Source organism: Herminiimonas sp. NPDC097707, assembly GCF_044761395.1.
GTDB lineage: Bacteria > Pseudomonadota > Gammaproteobacteria > Burkholderiales > Burkholderiaceae_D > Oxalicibacterium.
Window position 1 is genome coordinate 2,532,202 of record NZ_JBIWCI010000001.1, and the last position, 15,817, is coordinate 2,548,018.

The 15,817-nt window shown below is 53.8% G+C and carries 13 protein-coding genes; 6 read left to right on the forward strand and 7 right to left on the reverse strand.

Annotated elements, in window-relative coordinates:
• Nucleotides 1-227: 227 nt before the first annotated feature.
• Nucleotides 228-713 carry an asparaginase domain-containing protein gene (locus tag ACIQW9_RS12335; RefSeq protein ID WP_011872815.1) on the forward strand — a complete coding sequence of 162 codons (486 nt, stop codon included), beginning with the start codon at nt 228-230 and terminating at the stop codon, nt 711-713.
• Nucleotides 714-1,105: 392 nt separating this feature from the next.
• Nucleotides 1,106-1,333, forward strand: coding sequence for a Lar family restriction alleviation protein (locus ACIQW9_RS12340; RefSeq protein ID WP_011872817.1), 228 nt, complete (start codon nt 1,106-1,108; stop codon nt 1,331-1,333).
• 99 nt (nt 1,334-1,432) lie between these two features.
• On the opposite strand, the gene lpxO is transcribed toward ACIQW9_RS12340, so the two are convergent.
• Nucleotides 1,433-2,326, reverse strand: a complete 894-nt coding sequence (gene lpxO, locus ACIQW9_RS12345) for a lipid A hydroxylase LpxO (RefSeq protein ID WP_402338030.1) — start codon at nt 2,324-2,326, stop codon at nt 1,433-1,435.
• 265 nt (nt 2,327-2,591) lie between these two features.
• Here lpxO and ACIQW9_RS12350 point away from each other — a divergent pair, with 265 nt between their 5' ends.
• Nucleotides 2,592-2,720, forward strand: coding sequence for a hypothetical protein (locus ACIQW9_RS12350; RefSeq protein ID WP_402337203.1), 129 nt, complete (start codon nt 2,592-2,594; stop codon nt 2,718-2,720).
• Nucleotides 2,721-3,039: 319 nt separating this feature from the next.
• Here ACIQW9_RS12350 and ACIQW9_RS12355 read toward each other — a convergent pair whose 3' ends face one another.
• The 6 genes from ACIQW9_RS12355 to rpmH all read right to left on the reverse strand — a co-directional run bounded on the left by ACIQW9_RS12355 (nt 3,040) and on the right by rpmH (nt 9,486).
• The gene (locus tag ACIQW9_RS12355; protein ID WP_402337206.1) at nt 3,040-5,268 is read right to left on the reverse strand and encodes an NADP-dependent isocitrate dehydrogenase; all 2,229 of its coding nucleotides are present in this window, start codon (nt 5,266-5,268) and stop codon (nt 3,040-3,042) included.
• A gap of 165 nt (nt 5,269-5,433) precedes the next feature.
• Nucleotides 5,434-6,834, reverse strand: coding sequence for a tRNA uridine-5-carboxymethylaminomethyl(34) synthesis GTPase MnmE (gene mnmE, locus ACIQW9_RS12360; RefSeq protein ID WP_402337209.1), 1,401 nt, complete (start codon nt 6,832-6,834; stop codon nt 5,434-5,436).
• 106 nt (nt 6,835-6,940) lie between these two features.
• Nucleotides 6,941-8,650, reverse strand: coding sequence for a membrane protein insertase YidC (gene yidC / locus ACIQW9_RS12365; RefSeq protein WP_402337212.1), 1,710 nt, complete (start codon nt 8,648-8,650; stop codon nt 6,941-6,943).
• Between the two features lie 18 nt (nt 8,651-8,668).
• The gene (gene yidD, locus ACIQW9_RS12370) at nt 8,669-8,935 is read right to left on the reverse strand and encodes a membrane protein insertion efficiency factor YidD (RefSeq protein ID WP_011872823.1); all 267 of its coding nucleotides are present in this window, start codon (nt 8,933-8,935) and stop codon (nt 8,669-8,671) included.
• The gene (gene rnpA / locus ACIQW9_RS12375) at nt 8,932-9,342 is read right to left on the reverse strand and encodes a ribonuclease P protein component (protein ID WP_402337215.1); all 411 of its coding nucleotides are present in this window, start codon (nt 9,340-9,342) and stop codon (nt 8,932-8,934) included. Before rnpA ends, yidD begins: the two co-directional genes overlap by 4 nt.
• A gap of 9 nt (nt 9,343-9,351) precedes the next feature.
• A complete protein-coding gene (gene rpmH / locus ACIQW9_RS12380) occupies nt 9,352-9,486 on the reverse strand; it encodes a 50S ribosomal protein L34 (RefSeq protein ID WP_011872825.1) in 135 nt (44 codons plus the stop codon).
• 346 nt (nt 9,487-9,832) lie between these two features.
• Between rpmH and dnaA the strand changes: the two genes are divergently transcribed.
• The 3 genes from dnaA to gyrB all read left to right on the forward strand — a co-directional run bounded on the left by dnaA (nt 9,833) and on the right by gyrB (nt 15,518).
• Nucleotides 9,833-11,215 carry a chromosomal replication initiator protein DnaA gene (gene dnaA, locus ACIQW9_RS12385; protein ID WP_402337219.1) on the forward strand — a complete coding sequence of 461 codons (1,383 nt, stop codon included), beginning with the start codon at nt 9,833-9,835 and terminating at the stop codon, nt 11,213-11,215.
• A gap of 345 nt (nt 11,216-11,560) precedes the next feature.
• Nucleotides 11,561-12,667 carry a DNA polymerase III subunit beta gene (dnaN, locus tag ACIQW9_RS12390; protein ID WP_402337222.1) on the forward strand — a complete coding sequence of 369 codons (1,107 nt, stop codon included), beginning with the start codon at nt 11,561-11,563 and terminating at the stop codon, nt 12,665-12,667.
• Nucleotides 12,668-13,010: 343 nt separating this feature from the next.
• Complete coding sequence (gene gyrB / locus ACIQW9_RS12395) at nt 13,011-15,518, forward strand: DNA topoisomerase (ATP-hydrolyzing) subunit B (RefSeq protein ID WP_402337225.1); 2,508 nt, start codon at nt 13,011-13,013, stop codon at nt 15,516-15,518.
• Nucleotides 15,519-15,817: the final 299 nt, after the last annotated feature.

Genomic DNA, 15,817 nt, shown 5'->3' on the forward strand with positions numbered 1-15,817 from the left:
AGTTATTGCTGTCGATGGCAGCAAACAGGCGCGCAGACAGGATCGCTGAGTATAGCGTGTGTGGAATACGACGTTGCAAGTACAGACGCGTCCACCAGCCGGGCAAATGGCTTGCTATCATTTCCATATTTATCGTCTGATAGTCATGCGCCTCTTTTCATTGCTGCGCTGCCCGCGTTATGATGTGCCATCCGATTGTGGACTGCCTTCTTGCCTTGTGACTAAACATGACTCTGCGCATCATTGCCACCGGTGGCACCTTCGATAAACATTACGATGAAATTGCGGGTAAGCTGAATTTCAGCAAGGGTCACCTGCCGCAAATCATCAAGCGGTGCCGGATCACGGTGCCGATTCAGCTGGAACAACTACCTTTCCTCGATTCGCTGGACATGCACGACGCCGACCGCCAGCGTATAGCCGCTTCCTGCCTGCGTGCCGACGAGACCAGCATTGTGGTCGTGCACGGTACCGACACCATGCGCGAAACAGCGGAAGTGCTGGGTGCCGCACAATTGCCGAAAACCATCGTGCTGACCGGCGCCATGGTGCCTTACGAAGTCAAGAATTCGGACGCACTGTTTAACTTCGGTTTTGCCTGCGGCATCGCGCAGGCCTTGCCGCATGGCGTCTACATTGCAATGAATGCGCAAATTTTCACATGGAATGACGTGAAAAAAAATCGTGCTGAAGGCGTGTTCGAAAAGCGTTGAGCATCAGTTGCATTTCACTCGCCAAATAAAAAAGCCCGCGAACCTTGGGGCGCGGGCAAAAATCCAATACTTGGATGGAGTGACCTGCGTAGTGTAAGCAGCGATTGTTACCTGCTTGTGACACGTCGGCAATTGATCGGCATTGCAACTGTGCTCAGGGGCGTGCGCTTGTAGATGCTGAAAGCATCATTTCAAATACAGATAAATTGTAGGGTTAAAAAACCCTGGTTGCGATTTTGTACTAGAATTTAAAGCAGGTGACGCGCGAGTAGCGTGACCGGCAGAGCAAACTAAAACCAATACATATCAGGAGGATGGCGCTGAACTCTTAAGTATCGAAGTTATCCAACGAGATCGAGAAGAGACGCAATGTAACCACTTAGGAGGAAAAAATGGATGCAACATTAAAACCTTGTCCTGTTTGCGGTAGTAAAGCAGAACTGAAAGAAGCCCATTACCTTGAATCCGAACGGCCTTACAGCTATGTGCATTGCTTGAATGAAGCATGCACCCTGAATCACAACGCAGCGCATTTCAGTGCCAGTACTGAAGCCAAAAATGATCAGGATGCGATAGCAGCCTGGAACAAACGTGAGCAGATTCCGGTCATGCATCACTAGGTTTTTCCTCCATTCACGCCTCAAATCATGAAAAACAGCCCGGTATGACCGGGCTGTTTGCGTTAACGAAGGCAGGCTGCCGTACTACTCAAGTTATGTTCATATCAGCAAAATCCCGGCCACAATGGACAGCAGTAGCGACCATTTGACGATGTAATACAGCGGTTTGTTATGCGCCTTGAGCCTTTTGCCCGCGCGGCGCACCGCATAGACGTGGCGGAACGCACGATTGACGCCGCCGGTACGATCCTGCACATCGTTGGGTGCGGCAGTTGCGGCCATGACTTTGCGGCCGAACCAGCGGTTGACGGCTTGCGCCCAGCGCCATTTCATCTTGCGTTCCAGATCGCAGAACAGAATGATGCGATTTTTATCGCTCTCGTTGGCCGCCCAGTGGATATAGGTTTCATCAAAAATGACCGCCTCGCCATCGCGCCAGCTATAGCGTATGCCGTCCACGGCGATGAAACAGCGGTCGTCGTTCGGCGTGACCAGGCCGAGGTGGTAACGCAGCGAGCCGGCATACGGATCGCGATGACGGCCTAAGTCGGCGCCTGGCGGCAGTTGCGCGAACATGGCGGCCTTGATGATGGGAATGGACTCCAGAATGGCAACGGTGCGCGGACAGCGCTGCTGCGCCGACGGATGGCTTTCGCCATACCATTTCAAATAGAAGCGTGTCCAGCCGCGCCGGAAGAAGGAATTGAAGCCGGCATCGTCAAAATTCGCAGAAGCCTTGATGTGCTCCTGCAATGCCAGCGCTTCATCGCGTATGACTTGCCATTGATCGATCAGCGGGCGTATTTCCGGATAACTATCGAGCTGGTGATACGGTCGATCCGGCAGGCGGGAAAACAGGGTCATGAACGCGTTGATTGGCGCCATGAAGGTAGAGTGGTCAGTCGATTGCCGCAGCCATTTGTGCCGCACCTTGCCACGATAGTGAGTGTAAAAGACGCTGCACAGGAACAGCGTAATCAGAGGCCACTTGATCATTTTTCGGTACCCATATCTCCCATATTGCAGGAAAATAAATTGTACTGAAATACGCGTAGATTTGCAGTGGGTGCAATCAATTTTGCAGCAATAGGTTGGCTGAAGACGCTGATATTGCCTCGGGGAAATTAAATTTTCAGCAAGGATTAATTAGATATTCGTTAAATGAATAGTTCATATCAGAAATTCGAATTGGATTTATAGCTGATGTGTTCCTACACTGTAATTACTCCACAAGAGTCAACTACGAAAGGAACACACCATGTCACAAGCATCGTCTCCATCGGTCACTACCGAAACCTCTCAGGCCAAACGTATTGCCGCCATCGCGCAACTGTGTGAATCGCGCGGTACCCAGTACCAGGGCTTGGTGAAATACCTGCACCTGTAACAGGTGATAAATTGATCGGCATCATGCCGATCCCCACTTGTAAAATCCTCGTTTATGACGGGGATTTTTGTTTTGTGGACTTCGTTATTTCTCCGGATGACAAGTATGTGGTCAGGTGTTCGCCGCGAGTTGTCCCAGGAAAAGATGGCCCCTTGCAATCTGACGTAGCCGCCACGACGATCAACTGATCATCGTGTTTTGCAGGGGCGGCATGAATGAAAAATCCCCACTGCACATCATTGTGCAGTGGGGATTTTTATTTCCCTGGATAGCGCAAACTTCGGGCAGTTATCCAGGGTTGGGCATGACGATTTCTGAATCAGGCTATTGTGCTCAACACCTGATTCAGGGTTTTGCTGGGGCGCATGGCCTGGCTGGTTTTGGTCGTATCCGGATGATAGTAGCCGCCGATATCGACCGGCTTGCCTTGTGCCGCTTTCAATTCAGCCACGATCGCGGCTTCATTGTCGGCCAAGGCTTTTGCCGGCGCGGCGAAGTGTGCTTGCAATGCTGCATCTTCGCTTTGTTCGGCCAAGGCTTGCGCCCAGTAAAGCGCCAGATAAAAGTGGCTGCCGCGATTATCCAGGCCGCCGACTTTGCGCGCTGGCGACTTGTTGGTGTCGAGGAATTTCCCGGTGGCCTGATCCAGTGCCTTTGCCAATACCAATGCCTTCGCATTTTTGTTTACCTGCCCGAGGTGTTCCAATGACGCAGCCAGCGCCATGAATTCACCGAGCGAGTCCCAGCGCAGGAAATCTTCTTCGACAAATTGCTGCACGTGCTTAGGTGCCGAACCGCCGGCGCCGGTTTCGAACAAACCGCCACCCGCCATCAAGGGCACGATGGACAACATCTTCGCGCTGGTACCCAGTTCCAGAATCGGGAACAGATCCGTCAGATAGTCGCGCAGCACGTTTCCGGTTACCGAGATCGTGTCCTTACCGGCGCGTATGCGTTCCAGCGTGAAACGTATGGCTTCGACCGGTGCCAGGATGCGCAGATCGAGCCCGGCAGTGTCGTGGTCTTTCAAATACACATTCACCTTGGCGATGATTTGCGCATCGTGCGCGCGTTGCGCATCCAGCCAGAATACGGCGGGTGTGCCGGTCGCGCGAGCGCGATTGACGGCGAGTTTGACCCAGTCCTGCACCGGCGCATCCTTGGTCTGGCACATGCGGAACAGATCGCCTGCTTCGACTTTTTGTTCGATCAATACTTTGCCGTTTGCATCGCTAACACGTACCACGCCGTCAGCAGCGATCTGGAAGGTCTTGTCGTGCGAACCGTATTCTTCAGCCGCCTGCGCCATCAGGCCGACGTTAGGCACGCTGCCCATCGTGACCGGATCGAAGGGGCCATGCTGTTTGCAATTGTCGATCACGACTTGGTAAATGCCTGCATAGCAGCGGTCGGGAATGACGGCCTTGGTATCTTGCAGCTCGCCTGCAGCGTTCCACATCTTGCCGGAATCGCGAATCATCGCCGGCATCGACGCATCGACGATCACGTCGCTAGGCACGTGCAGATTGGTGATGCCCTTGTCCGAGTTCACCATCGCCAGTGGCGCGCTGCGCGCATACAGTGTCTGGATATCAGCCTTGATCGCAGCTTGCGTATCGGCCGGCAGTGTCTTGATGCGTGCGTACAAATCGCCGATGCCGTTGTTCGGATCGAAGCCGACTTGTTTCAAGGCATCTGCATATTTTTTCAGCACCTCTTCGTAGTAAACCGCGACCACCTGACCAAAGATGATCGGGTCGGATACCTTCATCATCGTTGCTTTCAGATGCACCGAAAACAATACGTTCTTTGCTTTTGCATCGGCGATCTGCGCTGCGAGGAAGGTGCGCAATGCATTGCGGCTCAGGACGGCGGCATCGATGATCTCGCCTACCTGCACTGCTGTTTTTTCTTTCAATACGCTCTTGCTGCCGTCGGCGGCGAACAGTTCTATCTTCACATTGCCGGCTTCGGCGATTAACGCTGATTTTTCACTACCGTAAAAATCGCCGTTATCCATGTGTGCGACATGCGACTTTGAATCAGCCGACCAGGCGCCCATCTTGTGCGGGTGCTTGCGGGCATAGTTTTTTACCGACAGCGGCGCGCGGCGATCAGAGTTGCCTTCACGCAGAACCGGATTGACCGCGCTGCCCTTGATCTTGTCGTAACGCGCTTTGGCATCGCGCTCTGCATCGGTTTGCGCATCGTCCGGATAGGCCGGCAGCTTGTAACCCTGTTGCTGTAACTCCTTGATGGCGGCCTTCAACTGCGGAATCGACGCACTGATGTTCGGCAGCTTGATGATGTTGGCTTCCGGCGTGGTCGCCAGTTCGCCGAGTTCGGCCAATGCCGGCGCGATTTTTTGCTTGTCGTCGAGGAAGTCGGGGAACGCAGCCAGAATACGAGCCGCCAGGGAAATGTCGCGCGTTTCCACAGCGATATCGGATGAGCGGGTGAACGCTTCGACGATAGGCAGCAGGGAGTAAGTTGCCAGCGCAGGCGCTTCGTCAGTGAGGGTGTAGATGATTTTCGAGTGTATGGTCATTGTCTTGAGCTACGTGGCGGTGGAAGGGAAATTCAATGCGTCGACCGGCAAGTTTACTATCGATCGACACATTGAGTTTTTGTTGCGGAAAAAGCTGACAAATTGACTATCTGCGCCAGCGCTTGAAAAGCAGAGATTTCAATAGCGGGCGTTTTTAAAACAGGATTACTTGCCGATACAAAAGCGACTGAAGATCACGCCGAGCAAATCATCGGATGTAAATTCACCGGTAATGCTGCTCAAGCGTTCCTGTGCCAGGCGCAATTCTTCGGCAAACAGATCGAGTGCGGGATCGGTTGCTTCGTTATCGTGTGCGGCGTGCTGGGCGGCCATTTCCAGATGACTGTGCGCAGATTTCAGCGCCACCAGATGCCGTTCGCGTGCGAGGTAGAGCGACTCGCCGGTTTGTTGCCAGCCGACCAGGTGCAGCAGCTCGGTACGCAACAAATCCATGCCCAGCAAACCGGTTGCCGACAGATAAATATGCGTCGCATCCGGCATGCGATCGATCGCCGGTCTATGGCCGGAAAGATCGATCTTGTTCCACACCCGCATGACCGGTACATTGGCGGGAAAGCGCTCGGTGATTTGTTCGTCTGCACGCGTCGGGCCGCGGCTGGCGTCGAGCATGTGCACGATGACGTCGGCTGTTTGCACGGCGGCCCAGGTGCGTTCTATGCCTATGCGTTCGACTTCATCACCGGCATCGGCCGCATCGCGGATGCCGGCGGTGTCGATCACATTGACCGGTATGCCTTCGATTTGTATGGTCTCGATCACCTTGTCGCGGGTGGTGCCGGCAATAGGCGTGACGATGGCGACGTCGCTGCCGGCCAGTGCGTTCAATAGCGAGGATTTGCCGACATTCGGCTGCCCTGCCAGCACGATGTTCAAGCCGTCGCGCAACAAGGCGCCCTGAGCGGCCTGGCTGAATACGCGGTGCAATGCTTCGCGGATGTTGGTGAGCTGGCCGCGTGCATCTGATTTTTCCAGAAAATCGATTTCTTCTTCCGGGAAATCCAGCGTCGCTTCCACCAGCATGCGCAGGTTGGTGATCTTGTCGACCAGTTCCTGGATGGTTTTGGAGAATGCGCCGGACAGCGATTGCGTCGCCGATTTGGCGGCAGCTTCGGTCGATGCCTCGATCAAATCGATGACGCCTTCGGCCTGCGCCAGATCCAGTTTGTCGTTCAGGAAGGCACGATGCGTGAATTCGCCCGGCTCTGCCATGCGCAGACCGATTTCCGCACCCGCTTCCAGGCAGCGCGTCAGCAACATTTGCAATACCACCGGGCCGCCGTGGCCTTGCAGCTCCAGCACATCTTCGCCGGTATACGAATGCGGGGCCTTGAAATAAATGGCCAGTCCCTGATCGATGACGCTGCCATCGCTGTTTACAAAGTCGAGATAAGTCGCATGGCGCGCTTGCAGGGATGAGCCCTTGTCTGCGCCGCATACCGCGCGCATTACGCTGGAAAGGTCTTTGCCGGAAATACGGACGACGCCGATGCCGCCGCGACCGGGTGCGGTGGCGATGGCTGCAATAGGAGAAGAATCAAATGTCATGTGCAATTTATAAACGCTTTAAATGGTGAACGCAACAAAAAGCCCGCGTAATTTCACGGGCTTTTTTTGGCAGCGACAATATGCCACTGATGAGTGAATCGAGAACTTAGGCTTTGGCTTTTCCGCCCAGGAGCTTCTCGTTGATAAACCATTGCTGTGCAATCGACAGGATGTTGTTCACAACCCAGTACAGCACCAGACCGGCCGGGAAGAAGAAGAACATGACCGAGAATGCAATCGGCATGAACATCATGACCTTGGCTTGAATCGGATCCGGAGGCGTCGGATTCAGCTTGGTCTGGATGAACATCGAGATCGCCATCAGGATAGGCAGGATACCAATCGTCAGATGGAAACCGAAGATGTTGTACGCGCCGAACAGAATGTCAGGTGCGGCCAGATCATGAACCCACAACCATGATGCGTTGCGAATTTCCACACTGGCCAGCAAGACCCAGTACAGTGAAATGAAGACCGGGATTTGCACCAGCATCGGGAAGCAGCCGCCGATAGGATTGATCTTCTCTTTCTTGTACAGCTCCATCATCGCCGCATTCATTTTTTGCGGTTCGCCTTTGTAGCGGGTACGGATGTCGGTCATCTTCGGCGTGACCAGTTTCATCTTCGCCATGCTGCGATAACCGGCTGCCGACAATGGGAAGAATGCGAGTTTGATCACAATCGTCAGAACGATAATGGTCCAGCCCCAGTTGCCGAGGATTTGGTGTATCTGCATCATCAGCCAGAAAATCGGCTTGGCGATAATGGTCAGCCAGCCATAATCCTTGACCAGTTCAAAGCCGGGAGCAACTGCTTCCAGGCGCGTGGATTCCTGCGGGCCGGAGTACATCGTGGTGTCCATCGATGCCGTTGCGCCTGGAGCGACGGTACCCATAGGCAGAATCGTGCCGACTGCATACAGATTGGTAGCGAGTTTCTTGGTGAAGTATTCGCGTGGCGTGTTCGCCGGCGGTACAAATGCCGAAACAAAGTAATGCTGCACCAGCGCGATCCAGCCGTTCTCACCTTTCATTGCATGTGCGGCCTTGCCTTTTTCGATCGATTCGAAAGTCACTTTCTGGAACTTGTCGGTATCGGTGTAAATCGCAGGGCCGGTGAAAGCGGAGGCCATGAACATGGAGCCGCCGCCGAGTGCGGAGCCGTCATGTACCAGCTGCAGATACAGTGAAGGAGTGATCGCTGTGTTGGTGTTGTTGACGACATCATGTTTGATATCGACCTTGTATTCGCCACGTTTGAAGGTGAACGTTTTGATCAGCTTGACGCCTTGCTGTTCGGATTGCAGCACCAGTTGCACTTGATTGGCGCTGTCCAGTGTGCGCGGACCCGGCACAGCAGTGAACATCGATTTGTGGTTTGGATACGCACCACCGATCAAGCCGGTTTGGCCCAGATAAGTGTGCTGCCCGTTCTCATCGAACAGGACGACATTCTTGCTTGCGTCGCCACTTTCATGATGCTTCAGCAATTCCAGATGGCGGACTTCGCCACCGGCGGTATCGATACCAATCTTCATCAGATCGGTCGTGATCGTGATGACCTCGCTTTTAACCGCAGCAGCGCCGTCTGGCACGCCGGGGTTGTTCGCGTCGCTTGCTACAGCAGGCGACGCAGCGGTTGGGGCATCTGCTGTCTTGGCGGCATTGTTACCTGTAGCGGCAGGTGTTGCCGCTTGCTGGGTGGTCGTGGAGTCAAAGAAAATCGATGGTTTGCCGGTATAACGATTGTAGTTATCCCACAGCATCAACAGCGAAAACGAGAAAATAACCCACAGGACGGTACGTTTGATATCCATAAGTGTCTTAATCAGTAATCAGGAATGGCCGCAACCGCAAGCGGTTGTAGAAGAAGTTTTTTTGGATGACGATTTTTTGGGTACCGGATCAACACCACCGGGATGCCACGGATGACATTTGCAGAGACGTTTGGTGGCCAGAAAACTGCCCTTCAAGGCGCCGTATTCGCCGATTGCTTCAAAGGCATAGGCGGAGCAGCTTGGATAAAAACGGCAATTCTGCCCGAGGAAGGGGCTGATGCCCAACTGGTAGGCACGTACCAGCAATAACAGGATGGTCTTCATTTTTGCCCCTCTGGCAAATGCTGCAAAACATTTTTTTGCAGACTTTGTGAAGCAAACAGTCGAGTCAATTCTTCCCGCAACGCGACTTTCAGGCTGGCTGTAGTGGCAGGGCCTTTTTTCGAATTGACAGGCTGCGACAGGCGGACAATGCAATCGATAGACGGCAATGCCGTTTGTCGAAACAGTTCGCGCGTCACGCGTTTGATCGTATTGCGTGTCACGGCGCGAGGCGCGAGGCGCTTCGCGGCAACCACGCCCAGACGGGCATGCGGCAAATCAGTCTGGCGCGTGTAGAGGACAAAATGCGCAGTACGATACACGGGTCGCAAACGAAAAACGGATGAAAATTCATCCGTTTTAACGATCCGCCGATCGCGTGCAAAGTCGAGCGAACGATCGCCGGTCACGCCATTCGCTTAAGCAGCGAGGCGTTTGCGGCCTTTGGCGCGACGTGCATTAAGCACAGCGCGGCCACCGCGGGTTGCCATACGGACACGGAAGCCATGAGTGCGCTTGCGGCGTACGACGGAAGGTTGGTAAGTACGTTTCATTGTGGTCTCGCTAATCGGCAAATAGTAAAATCGGAAGTCACGCGCCCATCGCCAAATTTCTGGCAGCTGGTGCATGCTGATGCCGAACGGCGACAACACAAATACCAACACCCTGGGTAGTGAACCCTGAATTAGACAGCATTTTCTACTTCTCTGTCAATCACTTAGCACAATTACGCTGCTTGTCTACCCGATAACGACTTGATGAAATAAGCGCCTGGCCTGTGGATAACTTCGCCCGTCAAGGGTAGAATAGGCGACCGTGTGGCACGCCATCAAGTATATAAATAGACCACCCGAGGGCGGCCACTGCACGACCCCTGTACCAATTCAAGTAGACGATTCAATGGAAAATTTCTGGCAAGCCTGCTCCGCTCAATTGGAGCAGGAATTGACGCCGCAACAATATAGTGCGTGGATCAAGCCGCTCACGCCGCTCGATTACGAGGACGGCACCTTGCGCATTGCCGCGCCGAATCGTTTCAAACTCGATTGGGTGAAGACCCAGTTCGCCAGTCGCATTACCAGCATTGCCGCGCAGTTTTGGGAAATTCCGGTCGAGGTGCAATTTGTGCTCGATCCGCGTCTGGTTGCAGCCAGAAGGCCGGCGGCGCAAGCCAGTGTTGTATCCGATCGGGCCGACGATGTGCCCTCCAATGTACTGGAGCCTATCCCGTCGAATGCGACCGATCACACGCCGCGCCGCGATCAGAGCCGTATTAATACAGCGCTGACATTTGACAGTTTCGTTACCGGCAAGGCCAACCAGCTGGCGCGCGCGGCAGCGATCCAGGTCGCCAATAATCCCGGCAGTTCGTACAACCCGCTGTTCCTGTATGGCGGCGTCGGCCTGGGTAAAACCCATTTGATCCATGCCATCGGCAATCAGGTGCTGGCGGACAATCCCAACGTCAAAATACGCTACATCCATGCAGAACAGTACGTTAGAGACGTAGTGACTGCTTACCAGCGCAAGGGGTTCGACGATTTCAAGCGCTATTACCACTCGCTTGATTTGTTGCTGATTGACGACATCCAGTTCTTTGGCGGCAAGAGCCGCACGCAGGAAGAATTCTTCTATGCATTCGAGGCATTGATTGCCGCAAAGAAACAAATCATCATCACCAGCGACACCTATCCGAAAGAAATCACCGGCATGGACGATCGCCTGATTTCACGTTTCGACTCGGGTTTGACGGTCGCCGTCGAGCCGCCGGAACTGGAAATGCGGGTTGCTATTTTGCTCAAAAAAGCGGTACAGGAAGGCGTGACCTTCTCCGACGATGTGGCGTTTTTTGTTGCCAAACATTTACGTTCCAACGTGCGTGAGCTCGAAGGTGCGTTGCGCAAGATTCTTGCCTACTCCCGTTTCCACGGCAAAGACATCACGATTGAAGTTGTCAAGGATGCACTGAAAGATTTGCTGTCGGTGCAGAATCGCCAGATCTCGGTGGAAAATATCCAGAAAACCGTGGCCGACTTTTTCAATATAAAAGTTGCCGATATGTACTCCAAGAAGCGTCCTGCGAACATCGCGCGGCCACGCCAGATTGCGATGTATCTTGCCAAGGAATTAACGCAAAAAAGCCTGCCGGAAATCGGCGAGCTGTTCGGCGGGCGCGATCATACGACCGTTTTGCATGCGGTGCGCAAGATTGCCGCCGATAGAGGGAAGAGCCCGGAATGCAATCATGAATTGCATGTGCTGGAGCAAACTCTGAAGGGCTGATGATGAAAACTCGCTGCCTATCATCCTGTGGATAACTTTGTGGATATCCTTGGGATAAGCGGTGAATATCAGGTGGATAAGTAAGAAGCAGGACAAAATAGTGCAGAACCGGGTTTTTGGCGGGTCTTTCTGTCAAAATACGGGGTGTTATTGTCAGGCTTGTCCAATAAAAACAGCGGCTTTTTCGTCCGGTCTTCGGAAGTGATGAATGGATGAAAAGTCAGCCATAAAGTTCTGACCGGCAGCAGCTTGGCGTTCGCGCCTAAAAACAAGCTGCAGTTTTTTGCCTGGAGCATTGGCAATAATGAATACCGCATCCGTTTAACCATCGATAAGGATCTAACTATGCAATTGGTAAAAACCCAACGAGACGCGCTGCTGCGTCCGCTGCAGATTGTGAGTGGTATTGTCGAGCGTCGGCACACATTGCCGATTCTGGCCAATATCCTCATTCGCAAGGATGGCGAGCGCGTTTCTTTCCTGTCGACCGATATCGAAGTGCAGATCACCACGCACGCACAAGTCGGTAGCGGCAACGACATCGCATCGACTACGGTCGCTGCACGCAAACTGCTCGACATTCTGCGCGCCCTGCCGGATTCCGGCGATGTCTCGCTGACGCTGGCGAACAAGCGCATGACCGTGCAATCGGGCAAATCGCGTTTCGCCCTGCAAACACTGGCGGCAGAAGAATTTCCGACCGTGGCGCAAGCCGAGCAATACAACGCCAAGGTCACGCTGCCGCAAAAAACCTTGAAGCACCTGTTCAATATGGTGCATTTCTCGATGGCGCAGCAGGACATTCGTTATTACCTGAACGGTTTGCTGCTGGTCGTTGATGGCAAGAACGTCATCGCCGTCGCAACCGACGGTCACCGTCTGGCGTTTTGCCAGGTTGAGACCGATCAGGAATTCGCGCGCCAGGAAGTCATCATTCCGCGCAAAACGATTATCGAACTGCAACGCCTGCTGGAAGATACCGATCAGCCTGTCGATCTGGAAATCGCCAACAGCCAGGTCAAGCTGACTTTCGGCGATATCGAACTGATTTCCAAACTGGTCGAAGGCAAGTTCCCGGATTACACCCGCGTGGTGCCCAAGGGTTACAAGAACAACTTCACGATCGGCCGCGATGCCCTGCTGCGTTCGCTGCAGCGCGCTGCGATCATGACGTCCGACAAGTTCAAGGGTGTGCGTTGCATCATGAGCCCGGGCAGCATGAAGATCAGTTCGACCAATGCCGACCAGGAAGAAGCAGTCGAAGAAATTGAAATCGATTACGGCGGCGATAGCGTCGATATCGGCTTCAACGTGACGTATCTGCTGGACGTATTGAACAACCTGAAAGGCGACAGCATCAACATCGCCCTCGGCGATGCCAATTCATCCGCACTGATCACGGTGCCGGACAATCCAGACTTCAAATACGTCGTCATGCCGATGCGTATTTAACAAGCGGATTGGCAGGAAAAAGTAGTGGAAATCGGGGCAAAACGCTTTAAAAACAGCGGTTTGCCCCCATGTAATTCAGAGTAAAAGTAGCAAAATCAATACGCGCCAGGCAATATCGATAGGTGCGCTGATTTGCTTAAAGTCAGTAGTGACTTGCTAAAGTTTTCAGGTTTTTGTTTCAGGCAGTTTTTCAGTAACCGTTATTTCGCAACATGAGCAAGAGGCCAAGCCAGCGTATTCATATGCGCAAGCCAGTTTGTCCCCCGCCGTCGAAAGTCGAGCAGCGACATCAACTCCCCTTCGTTTTGCGCAGTAACCAAGTAACCGTTTTTTAAAGGTAGCCATGTCCGCGATCCCGAACGACAACAACCCGCAATCGCCAGCCTCGCTTTCTGCAGCATACGGCGCATCATCCATCCAGATCCTTGAAGGTCTGGAGGCCGTCCGCAAGCGTCCTGGCATGTACATCGGCGATACGTCGGATGGCACCGGTCTGCATCACTGCGTGTTTGAAGTGCTGGACAACTCGATCGATGAGTCGCTGGCCGGTCATTGCACCGAAATCCACGTCACCATCCACTCGGACAACTCGATCTCGATTACCGATAACGGTCGTGGCATCCCGACTGGCATCAAGTGGGACGACAAGCACGAACCTAAACGCAGCGCGGCAGAAATCGTCATGACCGAACTGCACGCGGGCGGCAAGTTCGATCAAAACTCGTACAAGGTTTCCGGCGGCTTGCACGGCGTTGGCGTATCGTGCGTGAACGGCTTGTCCAAACTGTTGAAGCTGACGATCCGTCGCGACGGCAAAACGCATTACATGGAATTCGTCCGTGGCGTACCGCAGAACCGCGAGATCGAAACCATCGACGGTCACATCGTCTCGCCTATCAAGGTGATCGGCGAGACCGACAAGCGCGGCACCGAAGTCCACTTCTGGGCCGATGAAGAAATTTTCAATAATGTTGAGTTCCACTACGACATACTCGCCAAGCGTATTCGCGAACTGTCTTTCCTCAACAATGGCGTGCGCATCAGACTGAGCGACCAGCGCACGGGCAAGGAAGAAGTTTTCGCCTTTGAAGGCGGCACGCGTGGCTTCGTGGAATACATCAACAAAGCCAAAAGCGTATTGCACCCGACGATTTTCCAGGCAACCGGCGAACGTCCTTCCGATCAGGGTTCCATGATTTCGGTTGACGTCTCCATGCAATGGAACGACGCCTACAACGAACAGGTGATCTGCTTTACCAACAACATTCCGCAACGCGACGGCGGCACCCATTTGACCGGCCTGCGCGCCGCGATGACGCGTGTCATCAACAAGTACATCGACGAACACGAGTTCGCGAAAAAAGCCAAAGTTGAAGTCACCGGCGACGACATGCGCGAAGGCCTGACCTGCGTCTTGTCGGTCAAAGTGCCGGAGCCGAAGTTCAGCTCGCAGACCAAAGACAAACTGGTATCGAGCGAAGTGCGCGGCCCGGTAGAAGAGATCGTCGCCAAAACACTGGCCGACTACCTGCAGGAAAAACCGAACGACGCCAAGATCATCTGCGGCAAGATCGTCGAAGCTGCACGTGCGCGCGAAGCCGCACGCAAGGCACGCGACCTGACCCGTCGCAAAGGCATCATGGACGGCCTGGGCCTCTCCGCCAAGCTGGCCGATTGCCAGGAAAAAGATCCGGCACTGTGCGAACTCTACGTAGTCGAAGGTGACTCCGCAGGCGGCTCCGCCAAGCAGGGCCGCGACCGCAAGTTCCAGGCCATCCTGCCACTGCGCGGTAAAGTCCTCAACGTTGAAAAAGCGCGCTTTGAAAAAATGCTCGCCAGCGAACAGATCACGACCCTGATCGCAACGCTGGGAACCAGCATCGGCGCGGACGAATTCAATATCGAGAAGCTGCGCTATCACCGCATCATCATCATGACCGATGCTGACGTCGACGGCGCCCACATCCGCACCCTGCTACTCACGCTGCTGTATCGCCAGATGCCGCAACTGGTTGAGCGTGGCCACGTCTACATCGCACAACCGCCGCTGTACAAGGTCAAGCACGGCAAGGACGAGCGTTATCTGAAGGATGACGTGGAAGAAGCCGTCTACATGATGCAGATCGCATTGAACGACGCCGCGCTGGTTCCAGCCGAAGGCGCAGAGCCGATCAGCGGCGATGCCCTGGCCGAACTGGTGCGTCAGTACAACACCTCCAACGCCATCATCAACCGCCTGACGCGTATGGTGGATGGCGCTGCACTCACCGCCATCATGACCGGCGTGACGCTGGACCTCAGCTCGCAGGAAGAAGCCAATGCTTCCGCCCTGCGCCTGCAGGACGGCATCGGCGAACCATCGGTAGAAGTCATCGTGCGTCACGATGAACTGGCCGAGAAATTCTCGCTGCGCATCCATCGCATGTACCACGGCAACATCAAGGTCAGCGCGATCGACGCAGAATTCGTCAACGGTGCAGACTACCGAGTCCTTGCCGCTGCTGCCGCTACCTTCAAGGGTTTGATCGGTACAGGCGCAATGGTGCAACGCGGCGTCGGTGAAAAAATAAAATCCATCGGCATCAACGACTTCCATCAGGCGATGAACTGGTTGCGCAGCGAAGCAGAACGCAACGTCAGCAAGCAACGCTACAAAGGTCTGGGCGAGATGAACCCATCGCAACTGTGGGAAACAACCATGGACCCAACCGTGCGCCGCTTGTTAAAAGTGCAGATCGAAGATGCGATTGCAGCTGATCAGATCTTTACCACTTTGATGGGTGATGATGTTGAACCACGTCGTGCGTTTATTGAATTGAATGCGCTGTCTGCTGGGAACATTGATATCTAATGCATACGAAGAAGACTGTAGAGCTTTACTGAAGGTGAAAATTGTCTTACTCAAGTGAAAATTAATTCTCACAATTGATGCAAAAATCCTAAATCGGCAAACGAGCTGAAGCTTGGCAAAAAAGCCCTGAAGAAATTCAGGGCTTTTTATTGACCGAACAATGGCAGAAAGAGGCTGTTTTGGGGCGCAGGAATTGCGGCATTCTTCTATTACAATTAACAACGGTCTGGTGATGTCGCTATTGCTCTTTTTCTGTCTCCGAATAAGCCTTCGTAGATAATTACCGTCAAAAATATTGA